The sequence below is a fragment of the Solilutibacter silvestris genome (assembly GCF_002895945.1).
In the GTDB taxonomy this organism is placed as follows: domain Bacteria; phylum Pseudomonadota; class Gammaproteobacteria; order Xanthomonadales; family Xanthomonadaceae; genus Solilutibacter; species Solilutibacter silvestris.
The window spans coordinates 486,916-501,624 of record NZ_NPZB01000002.1; the positions used below are offsets into that span (position 1 = coordinate 486,916).

Sequence of the window (14,709 nt, forward strand, 5' to 3'; positions counted from 1 at the left end):
GAACCATCCATGCAGAACGATCCCGACAGCCAGTATCCGCAGCGACGCGGATTCGGATTCAGCCCGCGACTGATCATCGTGCTGTTGATCGCGCTGTATGGCGCATACAAATGGTTCTCCTCGGCGCAGATCCAGCCCGAGACCGGCGAGAAGGTCCACATCGACGCCAGCATCACCCCGCAGCAGGAATCGGCGATGGGCCTGCAGGCCTATCAGGAAGTGATGCAGAAGGAACAACCGGTCGATCCCAACTCGCAGCTTGCACAGCAGGTGCGCCAGGTGGCGGAGCGTCTGATCAAGGTGATTCCCGCGGTGGAAGACCAGTTGGCGAAGGAACACGGCGGCACCTCGCAACATGTCGAGCAAGGCTTCAGTTGGGATGTCAACCTGCTGAAGTCGGATGAAGTGAACGCGTTCTGCCTGCCCGGCGGCAAGATCGCGGTCTACACCGGCCTGATCCCGGTGGCACAGAACGCCGATGCGATCGCGGTGGTGCTCGGCCACGAGATCACCCACGCGCTGTTGCGCCATGGTGCGCAACGCATGACGCGGGAGAACCTGGAGAAGCTGGCGTCGACAGCCGCTGCCGTCAGTGGCGTTGATCCCAACCTGCAGAACGCGGTGTTTTCGGCCTATGGCGTCACTTCGCAATTGCCGTATGCGCGCAAGCAGGAGACCCAGGCGGACGAAATGGGCCTGATGCTGGCGGCGGCGGCTTGTTTCGATCCGCAGCAGGCAATCCCGCTGTGGCAGCGCATGGCGCAGGGCGAGCAAGGGCACGCTCCGCCGGAATACGCATCCACCCACCCGAGCGCGGGCACGCGCATCGCCGACCTGCAACGGTTGATGCCGAAGGCGATGCAGTATCGCGCAGCGTTCTGCGGCGGCAACAACGGTGGCGCCAGCGTTTCGACGCAGTAAGGCGCGATCAGCGCGACGTTGCCAGTCGTCGCAGCGTCGGCACCAGCGTTTCCAGTCGGTTCTTGTCGACCAGCGCCGCTGCGCGCGGCACCACCTCTTGCAGCAGCGGATCGAGATCGGGCGAGCCGACGCAGAACACCAGTGGTACGCCAGGCCACGCGCCAGCGATGAGTTGGAAGGTTTCCGAGCCGTGCAGGCCCGGCAGGCGCGAGTCGATCAGTGCCAGATCGGCAGGTGGGTTCTTCAGCGCCAGTGCCAGCGTGTGACGACTGTTGGCCCAGTCGAATTGCAACGACGGCCATTCGCCCAGCAATTCCAGCCGGATCAGTTCGGCATCGCTGTCCATGTCCTCGACCAGGAGGATGCGCATCATTCGGGGAAGGTCAGTTGTCGGATGTGCGGTCGAGCGTACCCCAGAGCTTGCCGATGGTGGCGACTGTATCGAAATAGCGGTCGAGATCGTGCGGCTTGACCACGTAGGCATTTGCGCCGAGACCGCGGTGGCGCGCCAGTTCGACTTCCTCCTGCGACGACGACAGGATCACGATCGGCAGGTTGCGAAACCCGTCTTCGGCACGCAAGCTCTGCAGCACTTCGAGACCATCCATGCGCGGCATGTTGATGTCGAGCAGCACCAGCGCGGGATCACCGGCGGCGCGGTGGTCGAAACGACCGCTGCGATGCAGGTAGTCGAGCGCCTCGACACCGTCGCGGACGTGGATCACGGGATTGGCGATGTGTGCTTCCTGCAGCGCGCCGATGGTCATTTCGGCGTCGGCATCGGTATCTTCGGCCAGGAGAATGGCGCGAACCGGGTCCATGATTCGATCCTGTGACGGGACGTGCCCCGATTATCCGCAGGCGATGCGAAGGTGAGGCGAAGATCGCCGCTTCGCCGATGCCTCCGTTACCATGAATGGAATTCCCCGCGTGTGATGCGTTCATGATTCTCAGCCGATCGATGGGCATGCCCTTGCTGTTGGTGTCCCTCATATTCATGAGTGCCGCCGCCGCGGCCGCCGACCACACCATGACCTCGGGGCTCGGGATGAGTCCGGAACAACAAGCCGTGGTGTTCGAGCAGGCGGAGCTTGGCTTCGTGGTTGATCCTGCCGCGAAATCGCTGAATGGCGATGCCGTATTGACCTTCCGTGCGAAGTCGCCGCTGTCGCGTTTCGCGCTGGAGTTCGATCCGCGTTATGCGATCTCGGCGTTCGATGTCGATGGTGTTGCGTTGGCGGCGAAGGATCGTCCGAACAATGAAGGGCGCATCGAATTCGCGTTGCCGAAGGCGGTGGCGACCGGTGCAACGTTCAAGGTGCATGTGAGCTATAACGGCAAGCCCTTGGTGGCGAAGCGCGCGCCGTGGGACGGCGGCATCGTCTGGGCGACCGCGCCCACCGGCGAGCCGTGGGTGGCGACCGCCGTGGAAGGCGAGGGCTGCGATCTGTTGTGGCCGTGCATCGATCATCCGATGGGAAAACCACAACGGGTGATCCAGCATGTCACGGTGCCGGCGGGACTCACTGCTGCGAGTAACGGACGCTTGCTCGGCGTCGACAAGAACGACAAGACGTGGACGTGGAACTGGTCGGCGCGCCAGCCCGATACCTATGCCATCGCGTTGAACATCGGCCCCTACGAATTGCTGCACAACGACTATCGCAGTCGCTATGGCAACGTCATGCCGATGGATTTCTACTACCTGCGCGGCAATCGCGCCAAGGCCGAAGGCTTGTATGCCGAACTGCCGACCATGCTGGATTTCTTCGAGGAAGCGATCGGTCCCTATCCGTGGAGCGACGACAAGGTCGGCGTGGTGGAAACGCCGCACCTCGGCATGGAACACCAGACCATCAACGCCTATGGCAACGACTACAAGAAGGACATCAACGGCTACGACTGGCTGATGCAGCACGAGTTTGCCCACGAATGGTTCGGCAACCAGATGACCAATGCCGACTTCGACGATTTCTGGTTGCACGAAGGCTTCGCGATGTACATGCAGCCGTTGTATCTGGAATGGTTGCGCGGACGCATGTATTACGACGCCGAGATGCTGCGCCAGCGTGGCTTGATCGCCGGCAAGCACCCGATGGTCGCCGGCCACAGTCGCCCGAATGGCACGCCGGAATCGGACGCGATCGATCCCGGCACCGATGTCTACTACAAGGGCGCGTGGATCCTGCATACGCTGCGTCACCAGATCGGCGATCGTGCCTTCCGCGAAACGATGCGCCTGCTGGTATACGGACGCCTCGACCCCAAGCCTGGCAACTTCAAGCCGCGTTACGCCACCACGCGCGATTACGTCGATGCGGTGAACAAGGTCACCGGCAGGGACTGGAACTGGTTCTTCGACGTCTATCTGCGCAGCGCAGTGATGCCGCGACTTGATGTCCAGCGCAGTGTCGGCAAGTTGAAGCTGCGCTGGATCACCGATGGCGATCGTCCGTTCCCGCTACCGGTGGAGGTGCGCGTTGGCGAGCGCAAGCTGCGCCTGGCGATGACGGGTGGACATGGCGAAGTCGCGATCGCCGCCGGCCAGAGCTATACCATCGATCCCGACAACCTGGTGCTGCGCGATGCGCCGGAAATCACTGCGTGGAAGGCTGATGCCGCGACGCGCGCCAAGGCTGCCGCCGACAAGAACAAGGGCAAACAATGAACGTATTGGGATCATCCGCGGTGCTGCGCTTCCTCGCGCTGCTGACCGTCTCCAACGTCTTCATGAATATGGCGTGGTACGGGCACCTGAAGTTCAAGGGCAGCCCGCTGTGGATCGTCATCCTCGCCAGTTGGGGACTGGCGTTCTTCGAATACTGTTTCCAGGTGCCGGGCAACCGCATCGGCTCCGGCGTAATGAGCGTGATGCAGCTGAAGATCCTCCAGGAATGCATCACGCTGCTGGTGTTCGTGGTCTTTGCGTGGCTGGCCTTCGGCGAACGTCTGCGCTGGAATCATGCCGCGGCTTTCGCCTGCGTGCTGGCGGCGGTGGCGTTCACATTCGCGGGCAAGCAGGGTTGAAGGGCGGCTCGCGCTAAAATCGCCCGCATGGACGCCGTGCTCAACATCGCCGCCTACCGTTTCGTCGCCATCGCCGATGTCGATGCCGTTGTCGCGCAGATCGGCGCGCTGGCGCGGGACAACGACCTGCGCGGCACCGTGCTGGTCGCGCCCGAAGGGATCAACCTGTTCCTTGCGGGGGGTGTCGCCAACATCGAAGGCTTCCTCGCCACGTTGCAGGAAGACGCGCGCTTCGCCGCCATCGAGGCCAAGCGCAGCTGGAGTGCGCATGTGCCGTTCGCGAAACTGAAGATCAAGCGCAAGCAGGAGATCATCGCGTTCGCCGGACGCGCCGCCGGAGTCGGTGTGCAGCGTGCACCTGCGGTCGAACCTGTCGATCTCGCGCGCTGGCTGCGTGATGGCCACGACGATGATGGCCGCAAGGTGGTGATGCTCGATACCCGCAACCGCGAGGAGGTCGCATACGGCAGTTTCAGTGGTGCGCTGACCCTGCCGATCGACAACTTCAATGATCTGCCCGTCGCGGTCGACACGATCCGCGGGCAACTCACCGATGCCACCGTGGTCAGTTTCTGCACCGGGGGCGTGCGTTGCGAGAAAGCGGCGCCGTGGCTGGAATCGGCCGGCATCGACCACGTATTCCAGCTCGAAGGCGGCATCCTCCGTTATTTCGACGAAGTCGGCGGCGAAGGCTATGACGGTCGCTGCTTCGTCTTCGATGAACGCGTCGCGCTCGACCCCGCGCTCAAGCCACTGCGCGATGCAGCGGTGGAGATGGCAGCATGACGACGGCGATGGTGGTCGGCATCGTCATCCTGATCGTGCTGGTGTGGCTGGCGCTGAAGGTCGTCGGCTTCGTGGCGAAGCTCGCCCTCTACATCGCCATGGCACTGGTGGCGTACTGGTTGTTCGCGCAGGCATTCGGCCTGCCGTTCCCCGATCTGCATGCCTACATCCCCGCAGATGCGGGGATGCATTGACCGAAAGTCCGCTTATCCGCGCGGGAAGCGTGGCTTGCCGCGCGGCGCGAATGACGGCGGCTTGCCGCCATCCTTCTTGAAACCCGGGCGCGCCGGCGGACGGCGCTTCATCGGCGCATGGAGGTCTTCATCGCCGGCCGGACGCATCTGCAGTTGCTGGCCACCCACGCGCACCTTCTTGAGATGAGCGAGCAGGTCCGCCGGCATGCCTTCCGGCAGGTCGACCAGCGAATAGTCGTCGCGGATGTCGACGCGGCCGATGTGGCGCGCATCCAGTTCGGCTTCGTTGGCGATCGCACCGACGATGTTGCCCGGCTTGATGTTATGGGAATGGCCGACCTCGATGCGGTAGGTCAACATGCCGGCATCGCTGGAAGGCGTATGCGGCTGGCGTTCGCGCGGCGCGCGTTCCGGCCGTTCACTGCGTTCGAAACGTTCTCCACGTTCGGGGCGATCGCCACGTTGCGGACGCTCGCCACGCGGTTCGAACTTGTGTGGCGCCGCGTCCGGGATATCGCGTGCATCGAGCAGCAATGGCGTCTTGCCCTGCACCAGGTTGGCCAGCGCGGCGGCGATATCGGCCATCGGCACGTTGCGCTCGTTCTCGAATTTTTCGAGCAGGTCGCGGAAGGTGCCGAGGCCGGTGTTTTCCAGTTCCTTCTGGACGCGATCGAAGAAGCGCTCGACGCGGCGCTCGTTGACGGTCGCCACGCTCGGCAGTTGCATCGGTTCGATCTTCTGGCGGGTCGCGCGTTCGATCGCGCCGAGCATGCCGCGTTCGCGCGGCGCCACGAACAGGATTGCTTCGCCCTTGCGTCCAGCACGACCGGTGCGGCCAATGCGATGCACGTAGCTTTCGGTGTCGTAGGGAATGTCGTAGTTCACCACGTGGCTGATGCGGTCCACGTCGAGGCCGCGCGCGGCCACGTCGGTGGCGACCAGCACGTCGATCTGGCCGTCCTTGAGGCGCTGGATGGTGCGTTCGCGCATCTTCTGTTCGACGTCGCCATTGATCGCCGCCGCACGGAATCCGCGTGCGGACAACTTTTCGGCCAGTTCATCGGTGGCGATCTTGGTCCGCGCGAACACGATCATCCCGTCGAAGGGTTCGGCTTCGAGGATGCGGGTCAGCGCGTCGAGCTTGTTGGTACCGCTGACCATCCAGAAGCGCTGGCGGATGTTCTCGGCCGTGGAGGTCTGCGACTTGATGGCGATCTCGACCGGATCCTTGAGATAGGTCTGGGCGATGCGCTTGATCTGCGCCGGCATCGTCGCCGAGAACAGCGCGACCTGGCGCGTCGGCGGCGTCTGCTTCAACACCGACTCGACATCGTCGATGAAGCCCATCCGCAGCATTTCGTCGGCTTCGTCCAGCACCAGGCAACGCAGTTGCGACAGGTCGAGCGAGCCGCGTTCGAGATGGTCGATCACGCGACCCGGCGTTCCCACCACCACGTGCACGCCGCGCTTCAATGCCGCGAGCTGTGGCTGGTAGCTCTGGCCGCCATAGATCGGCAACACCTGGAAACCGGGTATGTGGTGCGCGTATTTCTGGAAGGCCTCGGCGACCTGGATCGCCAGCTCGCGGGTCGGCGCCAGCACCAGGACCTGCGGCTTGCTCGCTTTCGCATCCAGCTGGGACAGCGCCGGCAGCGCGAAGGCGGCGGTCTTGCCGGTGCCGGTTTGCGCGGTTCCGAGCACGTCGCGGCCCGCCAGCAGCGGCGGAATCGTTGCGGCCTGGATCGGCGAGGGGGTCTCGTAGCCGATGTCCTTGAGGGCGTGGAGCAGGGTCTCGGGCAGGCCGAGGTCGGTGAATTTCGGGGCAGATGCGGGTTCGGCGCTCATGGCTCTCTCTGGGCGTGGGGCGCCGGGGAATGGGGGCGCATATTGTACGCGTGGCGCCGACTGATGACCGGAGGTGCACTTGCGCGAGGGGAGTGGCATCCCCAATTTCCTTGGATGGAATATACGGTATTCGGCGTGACCTGATGACGAATCTGCGTTTGGACGACACATTCCTGCGTGCGTTGCCCGGTGACCCCGACCGCGGCAATGCCGTGCGCGAGGTGCGTGGCGCCCTGTGGTCGGAGGTGATGCCGACGCCGGTGCTTGCGCCGAAGCTGGTGGCATATTCGCGCGAGATGGCAGCGATGCTGGGTTTCGACGATGAAGCGATCGCCAGCCCGGGGTTCGCCGAACTCTTCGCCGGCAACCGTTTGCTCGAGGGCATGCGCCCGTATGCCACCAATTACGGCGGCCACCAGTTCGGGCAATGGGCCGGACAGCTCGGTGACGGTCGTGCGATCACGCTGGGGACGATCGCCGGGCGCGATCGTCAGCCTTGGGAATTGCAACTCAAGGGCGCCGGGAAGACCCCGTATTCGCGCCACGCCGATGGCCGCGCGGTGCTGCGATCATCCGTCCGCGAATTCCTGTGCAGCGAGGCGATGCATCATCTCGGCATTCCGACCACGCGTGCGCTGAGCCTGGTCACGACCGGCGATGACGTGCTGCGCGACATGTTCTATGACGGCCATCCGCAGCTCGAACCCGGCGCGGTGGTGTGCCGGGTCGCGCCATCGTTCCTGCGTTTCGGGCATTTCGAATTGCCGGCCGCGCGCGGTGATATCGACTTGCTGCGACGGCTCGCGGATTTCTGCATCGATCGCCATTTCCCGCATTTGCAGGGCAGCCGCGAACAGCGTTACGGCGAGTGGTTCGCCGAGATATGCCGACGCAGCGCGCTGATGGTGGCGGGCTGGATGCGCACGGGTTTCGTGCATGGCGTGCTCAATACCGACAACATGTCGATCCTCGGGCTGACCATCGATTACGGTCCCTACGGCTGGGTCGACGACTACGATCCCGATTTCACCCCCAATACCACCGATGCGCAGGGCCGCCGTTATCGCTACAGCTGGCAACCGCGGGTGGTGTACTGGAACCTGGTGCAACTGGCGCGCGCGCTGTCGCCGTTGTTCGCTGACGCGGCGCCGTTGCAAGCTGGGCTCGATGCATTCGCGGCGACCCATGACGAAGCCGAACGCGCCACGATCGCCGGCAAGCTCGGATTGGCCGAATGCCGAGACAGCGATCTGCAATTGATGATCGACCTGCAGGCGTGGATGCATGCCGCGGAAGCCGACATGACGATCATGTTCCGCACGCTGTCCGACCACGACGCCGCCGCGTTGACGGTCGAGACCTTCGCCGATGCGTTTTACGATGATGCCAAGCGCATTGCATCGACAGATGCATTGGATGCGTGGCTGCAGCGTTATCGCCAACGCCTCGCTGATGATCCACTGGATGCGACGGTGCGACGCGAGCGGATGCGCGCGGCCAACCCAAAATACATCCTGCGCAACTGGCTGACGCAACGCGCGATCGAACAAGCGCAGGCGGGCGATCCATCCGGCATCCACACCCTGCTCGAAGTGATGCGCCGTCCCTATGACGACCAGCCCGGGCGCGAGGAATTCGCGGGAAAACGCCCGGAATGGGCGCGCCATCGCGCCGGTTGTTCGATGCTGTCGTGCAGCTCCTGAACTGGGCGCGAGCGGCTAATCCAGCCAGAACGGCACGAAGGCGGTGTCCTGCGCCTGCCAGAAGCCGCGCGCATCGCGCAGCACGCTGATGAGGGTGGGGATCAACGGAGCGTGTGCGTTGTCGGAAAATCCGCGGGCATCGATCACCAGCGCATAACCTTCGGCCGGCCACCAGCCGAGATCCCGCAAGGCATCCGTGAGTGCATCCCAGTTGTCGCTGAATTGCGCGGGATCGGGGTAGTGGATCGCTTCCGCCATGCGCGCCATCAACGCTGCCTTGTCATGGCAACCCTTCAATACGACGTCCATGCGGGCCAGCCCGTTGCGTTCGAGATCGTCGCGCAGGCGCGACAACTCATCGGCGTCGATGCGCACGGCCAGATCGACCGGAAACAGCGGGGCATGCAGGCTCATGGCGAGTTCGGCTCGATGTGGCGGAAGCTGCGGTAATGGTCGTCCGTGTAGTACCAGTCTTGCGGCGGCGTGCCACCGGTGATGATGCGGCGGGTGCCGCGCGTCGGTGCGCCGGGGGTCACCACGGTGTACTCGTGGTAGTAGCCGTTGGGCCGGTCGGGCAGCTGGCCCTCGCGGTTGCCGAAGACCACGCCGTCCTGGCGGTAGGGGAACGGACCGCCACTCTGGATCAGTCGCAATGTGTCGTGCGCTTCCGGCGGCAATGATGTGTTGGTCCTGCCTGCGTCGCGAGCGGGGCGACCCGACAGCGGCGGCAGCGGATGCGCGTCGGCGGTGGTACGACCGGGAAGTTCCGCCGTTGTTTGTGGCGCGGCGACTGCGGGCGTGCTGCCATGCGTGCGATGCCAATGGATGGCAAAGAACAGCAGCGCGATGATCGCCAGCCACGGCCACAGCGGGCGCGAATTGTTCGGTGAGCTGTTCATGTCGCCTCCATTCGTCGATGAATCAGTGCGGAACCGTGTCGCTACGGAACACCGGGTACAACCGCAATGCCGGATCGTAAGCGGGATGGCGACGATAGAAGAAATCAAGGCGCGCCTGCGGTGACTTGGCGAAATCGGCGTCATTCTTCAAGCGCTGCTCGAATTCCTGCTTCAGTGCCGGATCGCGCGCCAGCATCTTGCGCGCTTCCTGTTCGGTCACGTAGGCCTCCATGTATTCCTTGGATTCGAACGCGTTGTTCATGTCGCCCCAGCCGGCCAGCGCGTCGGGTGCCTGCGGTTCCAGCAGTCCCATCAGCAGGCGCGACTTCGCCTGCGCGATGGGCACGAACAGCGCGCCCGCCACCAGGTCGCGATGATCCGGCGACCAATGTCCGGCCAGTGTCACCGGCTGGTGTCCCTCGAATGAATTCGCCGAGAACTTGGCCGTGTCGGCGCGGAAGCTCTCCACCGCAGCGTTGGGCATGGCGCGCGCGATGCGGCGATATTCGATGCCGTGCGCCTTCAGTTTCGGCTCGACGATCGACGCCCACGCCGCTGGCACCAGATAGCCGCCGCGCGGGGCGACGACTTCGACATCGGCAACGACATGATCCTTGAGCGGGATGTGCCAGACCTGCGGCTTCGATTCGTCGTATTCGGTCATCGTGCCGCCGGAAATGTCGGACTTCCGCCGTTGATAGGCATAACCCTTGAAATCGATCGTGCGTACGTCGTCGGTGTTGCGGTAGCTCAACGCCACCGGCGTGCCACCGAGTTTGCGCGCGCGCTGGTCGGCGGCATGCGCGGCAGACAACCACTCCCTGCCATGGGCGGCGGTGAGTTCGACCACATCGACGATGCCGTTGCGGGTGATGCGCACGCGTTCCGGATAGGTGCGCCAGGAATGCGTCTCCAGCAGGATGCCGACGCGGTTGCGCAGCGGGTAATAGCCATTGGAGAAGCGCGGCGTCGAGGGGCCTTCGATGAAACCGGATTGCGGATCGTCATCGTTCACGAAGGAGGGATAGAAGCCGACCGGTTTCGAACCCTGCGTGGCCAATCGTTCCAGCAGGCCGTCCTTCACCGCGCGCCCGACCTTGCGCAATTCCATGTCGCCGGAATTCACCGGTTCGCCGGTGATCGAGACATCGTGCTGGAACTTGGCGCCGTCGGTGACGTGCAGGTCGATCTCCACCAGCGGATCCCAGGCGTTGACGAGACGCAGCATCGCCTGCATTTCCGGCGCATCGGCCTTCATGTAATCGCGGTTGAGGTTGTAGCGTTGCGCGGTGACGCGGAAGCCCATTTCCTCCGGGCCGCGCTGGTTGGGGCGGTTCCACGCGCGGAAATTCTCGTGGCCGTCGATGTTGAAGACCGGGACGAACAGCAACACGGCATGATCGAGCGCACCCTTGGCGGCCTTGCCTTGCAGCATCTCGCGAATCGCAAGAAACCCGGCGTCCTTGCCATCGATTTCACCAGCGTGGATGCCACCCTGCGCCAGCACCACCGGCAGGCCTTTCGCGCGCGCGGCCGCGGGCGTCAGTGCGCCCGACGTCGACACCGCCAACGCCTTCATCGGTCGTCCTTCCGGTGTGGTGCCGAAATCGAAGCAGCGTACCGATTTGGGGTATTTCGTCTGGAAATCGCGGCACAACGCGATCACTTCGTCGTAGCGGCCGGTGCGCTGAAAGCCGCTGCGTTCCGACACGGTGGAGAGATCATTGGCAGCAAGCGCGGCAACGGGCAAAGCGGCGCTCAACAGCAGGGAGGGCAGGACAACACGGCGCATGGCGGGAGTCTTCGCGGTCGGATCGCGCCGATGTTAGCGCGGCGTGGTGGCGCGGGGTTCGAAGTCTTTGGATCGGGTTGATTTCACGCCGCGCTCACACAAGTCACGGGCGTGCTCCCGCACAATATGCGCGTGGCGACAGGGCACCGCCGCGGGGGTTCCACTCAAACGCAACATGGCGGGCTGTGCAATGGCAATCACGATCCATCACGTGCCGGAGATCCGGAGATTCGTCACTTCCGTCGACGGTCATGAGGGATATGTCGAATATTCGCGGCATGGCGATGTGTTGTCGATCGACCACACCATCGTGCCCCCGGCCATCGGTGGACGCGGCATCGCCGGCGATCTGGTCAAGGCGGCCGTCGAATACGCAGGCGCCGAAGGATTGAAAGTGCATCCGGCCTGTTCCTATGCCGAGGCCTGGATGCGCCGGCATCCTGATGCTGCATCGTGGGCCTGACATGAGCGCAGGCCACACTCGCGCGAAACATGGGATTGCACTGCTGGTCGTCGTCGCGCTCGCGGGTTGCGGCAAGCATGATGCGCAACCGGCCAATGGAACCACGCCGCCGCCGGCTGCCGTTGCGCCGGTGACGCTGCAGGATCAGGTCGAACACACGCCGGTGTATCTGCTGGGCATCACCTATCCCAAGGGTGCGTCGTTGCCGGCGGGATTGGCGCAGGAAATCAAGGCGTATGCCGATGCATCCCGCAAGCGCCTGGTTGATGCGGCAAAGCCACACAAGGCCGGCGATGCCGGCGTCCCCTATGACATGAGCCTCGAATTCCGCCAGATCGCGCCGCCAGCGCGCGGGTTGATCGCGATTGCCGCCGACGGCAGCCTGTATACCGGCGGCGCGCAAGGCGATCCGCTGATCCGGCGTTTCGTGTGGGACACGCAGGCTGGAAACCTGATCCGTTCGCAGGATCTGCTTGCCGGTCCCGCCGGTTGGGCTGCGGTCTCGGCCAGTGTGCGCGAGACCTTGATGGGACAGATCCGCGCGCGCCTGGAAGACGACAAGCAGACACCGGAGGAGGTCGACAAGGCCTTGAAGCTGATGGGTCCGATCGTGGAATCCGGCACCGAACCCGCCGCCAGCGAGTTCAGCGAGTTCGAACCGATGATCGATGCGCAGGGCAAGCTGATCGGCCTGACCTTCGTGTTCCCGCCGTACCAAGTCGCCGGGTATTCCGACGGCATCCAGCGCGCCGATGTGCCGGCGTCGGTCTTGCTGCCGTACCTTGCGCCGCGTTATCGCACCCTGTTCCAGTAGCTGGCCACAGCGTTGAAACGAACAGCGCCGGCAATGCCGGCGCTTTCGTTGTGCAGAACCTTGCAGCGAGCGCTACTTGCTCGTCAATCCACGACGCTCCAGCAACGGCTGGATGTCCGGCTTGCCGCCGTAGAATTTCTCGAACAATTCCATCGCGTCGACGCTGCCGCCGCGCGACAGCAACATCGAACGGAAACGATCGCCATTGGCGCGGGTCAGGCCACCGTGGTCGCGGATCCATTTCGCGGTATCGGCGTCCAGCACTTCCGACCAGATGTAGGCGTAGTAGCCGGCGGCGTAGCCTTCCATGATGTGCTTGAAATACGGGGTGCGGTAACGCGGCGGCACCGGCGCGTAGTCGAGGCCGATGTCCTTCAGCGATTTCGCCTCGTAGGCCATCACGCCCGATGCATCCGGCACCGCCGATGCCGGGATCTGGTGCCACTTCTGGTCGAGCATCGCGGCGCCGAGGTATTCCGTGGTCTTGAAGCCCTCATTGAACTTCGACGCGGCCATCACCTTGTCGAGCAAGGCCTTCGGCAGCGGTTCTCCCGTCTGCCAGTGCTTCGCATAGTTGGCGAGCACGGTCGGATCGTCCATCCACATCTCGTTGACCTGCGACGGATATTCGACGAAGTCGCGCGGCACGTTGGTGCCGGAGAAGTACGGATACTTCACGTTCGAGAACATCCCGTGCAGCACGTGGCCGAACTCGTGGAAGGCGCCGTTGACGTCATCCCAGGTCATCAGCGACGGCTTGCCCGCGGTCGGCTTGGTGACGTTGAGGTGGAACGCGATCACCGGCTTGGTGCCGAGCAGGTCGGCCTGGTCGGCGTAGGAGCTCATCCACGCGCCGCCCTGCTTGGAGCCGCGCGCATAGGGATCGACGATGATGATCGCGAGCTTGCTGCCGTCCTCGTTGAAGACGTCATAGGTCTGCACGTCTTCCTGGTAGACCGGAAGATCGGTGCGGCGCTTGAACGTCAGGCCGTACAGTTTGTTGGCGGCGAAGAACACGCCGTTGTTGAGCACGTTGTTGAAATCGAGATAGGGCTTGATCTGGTTTTCGTCGTAGTCGTATTGGGCCTTCCGCACCTTCTCGGTGTAGAACGCCCAGTCCCACGGTTCCAGCTTGAAGGTCGGCTGGCCCTTGGCCTTCTGTTCCTTGTCGATCATCGCCTGCAGCACCGCGCCTTCCTTGCGGGCATTGGCGACGGCGATCGGAGCGATCTTGTCGAGCATCGCGTTCACCGCCTGCGGGTTCTTCGCGGTTTCATCGGCCAGCGCGAACGAGGCGTAATCCGGATAGCCCATGATCGCGGCGCGTTCGGCGCGCAGCTTCATCAGACGCGAAATCGGCGCGGTGTTGTCCCACTCGCCGCCGCGGCTGCCGCGGATGATCGAGGCGTTGTGGATTTTTTCGCGTAACGCGCGGTTTTCCAACTGCGCTTCGAGCGGCTGGCCGGTGGTGTTGACCAGTGCGATCCGGTATTTGCCGGGCATGCCCTTCGCCTTGGCATCGTCGGCCAGGCCCTGGATCTGTTCGTCGCTGAGGCCGGCGAGTTCCGCGCGCGAATCGACCAGCACCGCCGAGGCATTGGCTTCGGCCAGCACGTTTTGCGTCAGCTTGGTCTGCAGGCCGGCGATCTCGGCGTTGATCGCCTTGACGCGTTCCTTCTGCTGCGCCGTCAGGTCGGCGCCGGCGTGCTTGAAGTCCTCGTAATAGCGTTCGACCAGGCGCGTGCCCTGCGCGTCCAGCCCCAGCGTGGCGCGGTGGTCGTACAGCGTCTTGATGCGCTGGAACAGCTTGCCGTTGAGATAGGTGCTGTCGCGATGCGCGGCGAACTTCGGCGAATACTCGGCGTCGAGTTTGTCGAGATCGGCGTTGGTGTTGGCGGCTGTCAGGTTGGAGAACACGTAGGTCGCGCGCGAGAGGATGCGCCCGCTTTTCTCCATCGCCAGGATGGTGTTGTCGAAGGTCGGCGCGGCCTTGTTGTTGGCGATCGCTTCCACTTCCTTCTTCTGCTCGGCCATGCCGCGGTCGAAGGCGGGGGCGAAATCGCCGGCCTTGATCTTGTCGAATTGCGGATAGCCGAATTCGAGCGGACTGCTGCTGAAGAACGGGTTGGTGCTGTTGGCGGGCATGGAAGTTCCGGGTTTCGCGGCGGCATTGGCCGGATGATCGAACGTGGCGCCGAACAGCAGGGTGATGGCGAGTGCTGCGGCAAGCGGGGTGCGGGAGGGCATGGGCATGGAGCGTTTCCC

At 63.8% G+C, this 14,709-nt stretch carries 15 protein-coding genes; 8 read left to right on the forward strand and 7 right to left on the reverse strand.

Going from position 1 to position 14,709, the window contains the following annotated elements; all coding sequences use genetic code 11:
- Positions 1-9 precede the first annotated feature (9 nt).
- On the forward strand, positions 10-921 hold the full coding sequence (locus Lysil_RS09860) for a M48 family metallopeptidase (protein ID WP_103075422.1): 912 nt from the start codon (positions 10-12) through the stop codon (positions 919-921).
- A 7-nt stretch (positions 922-928) separates the two neighbouring features.
- On the opposite strand, the gene Lysil_RS09865 is transcribed toward Lysil_RS09860, so the two are convergent.
- Positions 929-1,294, reverse strand: coding sequence for a DNA-binding transcriptional response regulator (locus Lysil_RS09865; RefSeq protein ID WP_165782462.1), 366 nt, complete (start codon positions 1,292-1,294; stop codon positions 929-931).
- A gap of 10 nt (positions 1,295-1,304) precedes the next feature.
- Entirely contained in the window at positions 1,305-1,742 is a 438-nt protein-coding gene (locus Lysil_RS09870) for a response regulator (RefSeq protein WP_103075424.1), read from the reverse strand.
- Positions 1,743-1,918: 176 nt separating this feature from the next.
- Between Lysil_RS09870 and Lysil_RS09875 the strand changes: the two genes are divergently transcribed.
- Genes Lysil_RS09875 through Lysil_RS09890 form a run of 4 tightly spaced genes read left to right on the forward strand, consistent with a single transcriptional unit; the run spans position 1,919 to position 4,928 of the window.
- Complete coding sequence (locus tag Lysil_RS09875) at positions 1,919-3,589, forward strand: M1 family metallopeptidase (protein WP_165782463.1); 1,671 nt, start codon at positions 1,919-1,921, stop codon at positions 3,587-3,589.
- Positions 3,586-3,948, forward strand: coding sequence for a DMT family protein (locus Lysil_RS09880; RefSeq protein ID WP_205756929.1), 363 nt, complete (start codon positions 3,586-3,588; stop codon positions 3,946-3,948). Before Lysil_RS09875 ends, Lysil_RS09880 begins: the two co-directional genes overlap by 4 nt.
- Before the next feature lie 27 nt (positions 3,949-3,975).
- A complete protein-coding gene (locus Lysil_RS09885; protein ID WP_103075426.1) occupies positions 3,976-4,734 on the forward strand; it encodes a sulfurtransferase in 759 nt (252 codons plus the stop codon).
- Positions 4,731-4,928: a hypothetical protein gene (locus Lysil_RS09890; protein ID WP_103075427.1), complete on the forward strand. Its 198-nt coding sequence runs from the start codon at positions 4,731-4,733 to the stop codon at positions 4,926-4,928. Before Lysil_RS09885 ends, Lysil_RS09890 begins: the two co-directional genes overlap by 4 nt.
- A 12-nt stretch (positions 4,929-4,940) precedes the next feature.
- Here the strand turns inward: Lysil_RS09890 and Lysil_RS09895 are convergent, their stop codons facing one another.
- Entirely contained in the window at positions 4,941-6,773 is a 1,833-nt protein-coding gene (locus tag Lysil_RS09895) for a DEAD/DEAH box helicase (protein ID WP_103075428.1), read from the reverse strand.
- A gap of 143 nt (positions 6,774-6,916) precedes the next feature.
- Here Lysil_RS09895 and Lysil_RS09900 point away from each other — a divergent pair, with 143 nt between their 5' ends.
- A complete protein-coding gene (locus tag Lysil_RS09900; RefSeq protein ID WP_103075429.1) occupies positions 6,917-8,476 on the forward strand; it encodes a protein adenylyltransferase SelO in 1,560 nt (519 codons plus the stop codon).
- 15 nt (positions 8,477-8,491) lie between these two features.
- On the opposite strand, the gene Lysil_RS09905 is transcribed toward Lysil_RS09900, so the two are convergent.
- From Lysil_RS09905 to Lysil_RS09915, 3 genes are read right to left on the reverse strand one after another with little or no spacing between them, the layout of a single operon-like run.
- A complete protein-coding gene (locus Lysil_RS09905; protein WP_103075430.1) occupies positions 8,492-8,890 on the reverse strand; it encodes a barstar family protein in 399 nt (132 codons plus the stop codon).
- The gene (locus Lysil_RS09910) at positions 8,887-9,375 is read right to left on the reverse strand and encodes a guanyl-specific ribonuclease (protein ID WP_103075431.1); all 489 of its coding nucleotides are present in this window, start codon (positions 9,373-9,375) and stop codon (positions 8,887-8,889) included. The genes Lysil_RS09905 and Lysil_RS09910 overlap by 4 nt, the downstream gene beginning before the upstream one ends.
- Positions 9,376-9,397: 22 nt before the next feature.
- Complete coding sequence (locus Lysil_RS09915; protein WP_103075432.1) at positions 9,398-11,167, reverse strand: M14 family metallopeptidase; 1,770 nt, start codon at positions 11,165-11,167, stop codon at positions 9,398-9,400.
- Between the two features lie 190 nt (positions 11,168-11,357).
- Between Lysil_RS09915 and Lysil_RS09920 the strand changes: the two genes are divergently transcribed.
- Both Lysil_RS09920 and Lysil_RS09925 read left to right on the forward strand, forming a co-directional pair.
- Entirely contained in the window at positions 11,358-11,630 is a 273-nt protein-coding gene (locus Lysil_RS09920; RefSeq protein WP_103075433.1) for a GNAT family N-acetyltransferase, read from the forward strand.
- 1 nt (position 11,631) lies between these two features.
- Complete coding sequence (locus tag Lysil_RS09925) at positions 11,632-12,444, forward strand: RsiV family protein (RefSeq protein ID WP_103075434.1); 813 nt, start codon at positions 11,632-11,634, stop codon at positions 12,442-12,444.
- Between the two features lie 72 nt (positions 12,445-12,516).
- Here the strand turns inward: Lysil_RS09925 and Lysil_RS09930 are convergent, their stop codons facing one another.
- Positions 12,517-14,691 carry a M3 family metallopeptidase gene (locus tag Lysil_RS09930; protein WP_103076012.1) on the reverse strand — a complete coding sequence of 725 codons (2,175 nt, stop codon included), beginning with the start codon at positions 14,689-14,691 and terminating at the stop codon, positions 12,517-12,519.
- Positions 14,692-14,709 lie beyond the last annotated feature (18 nt).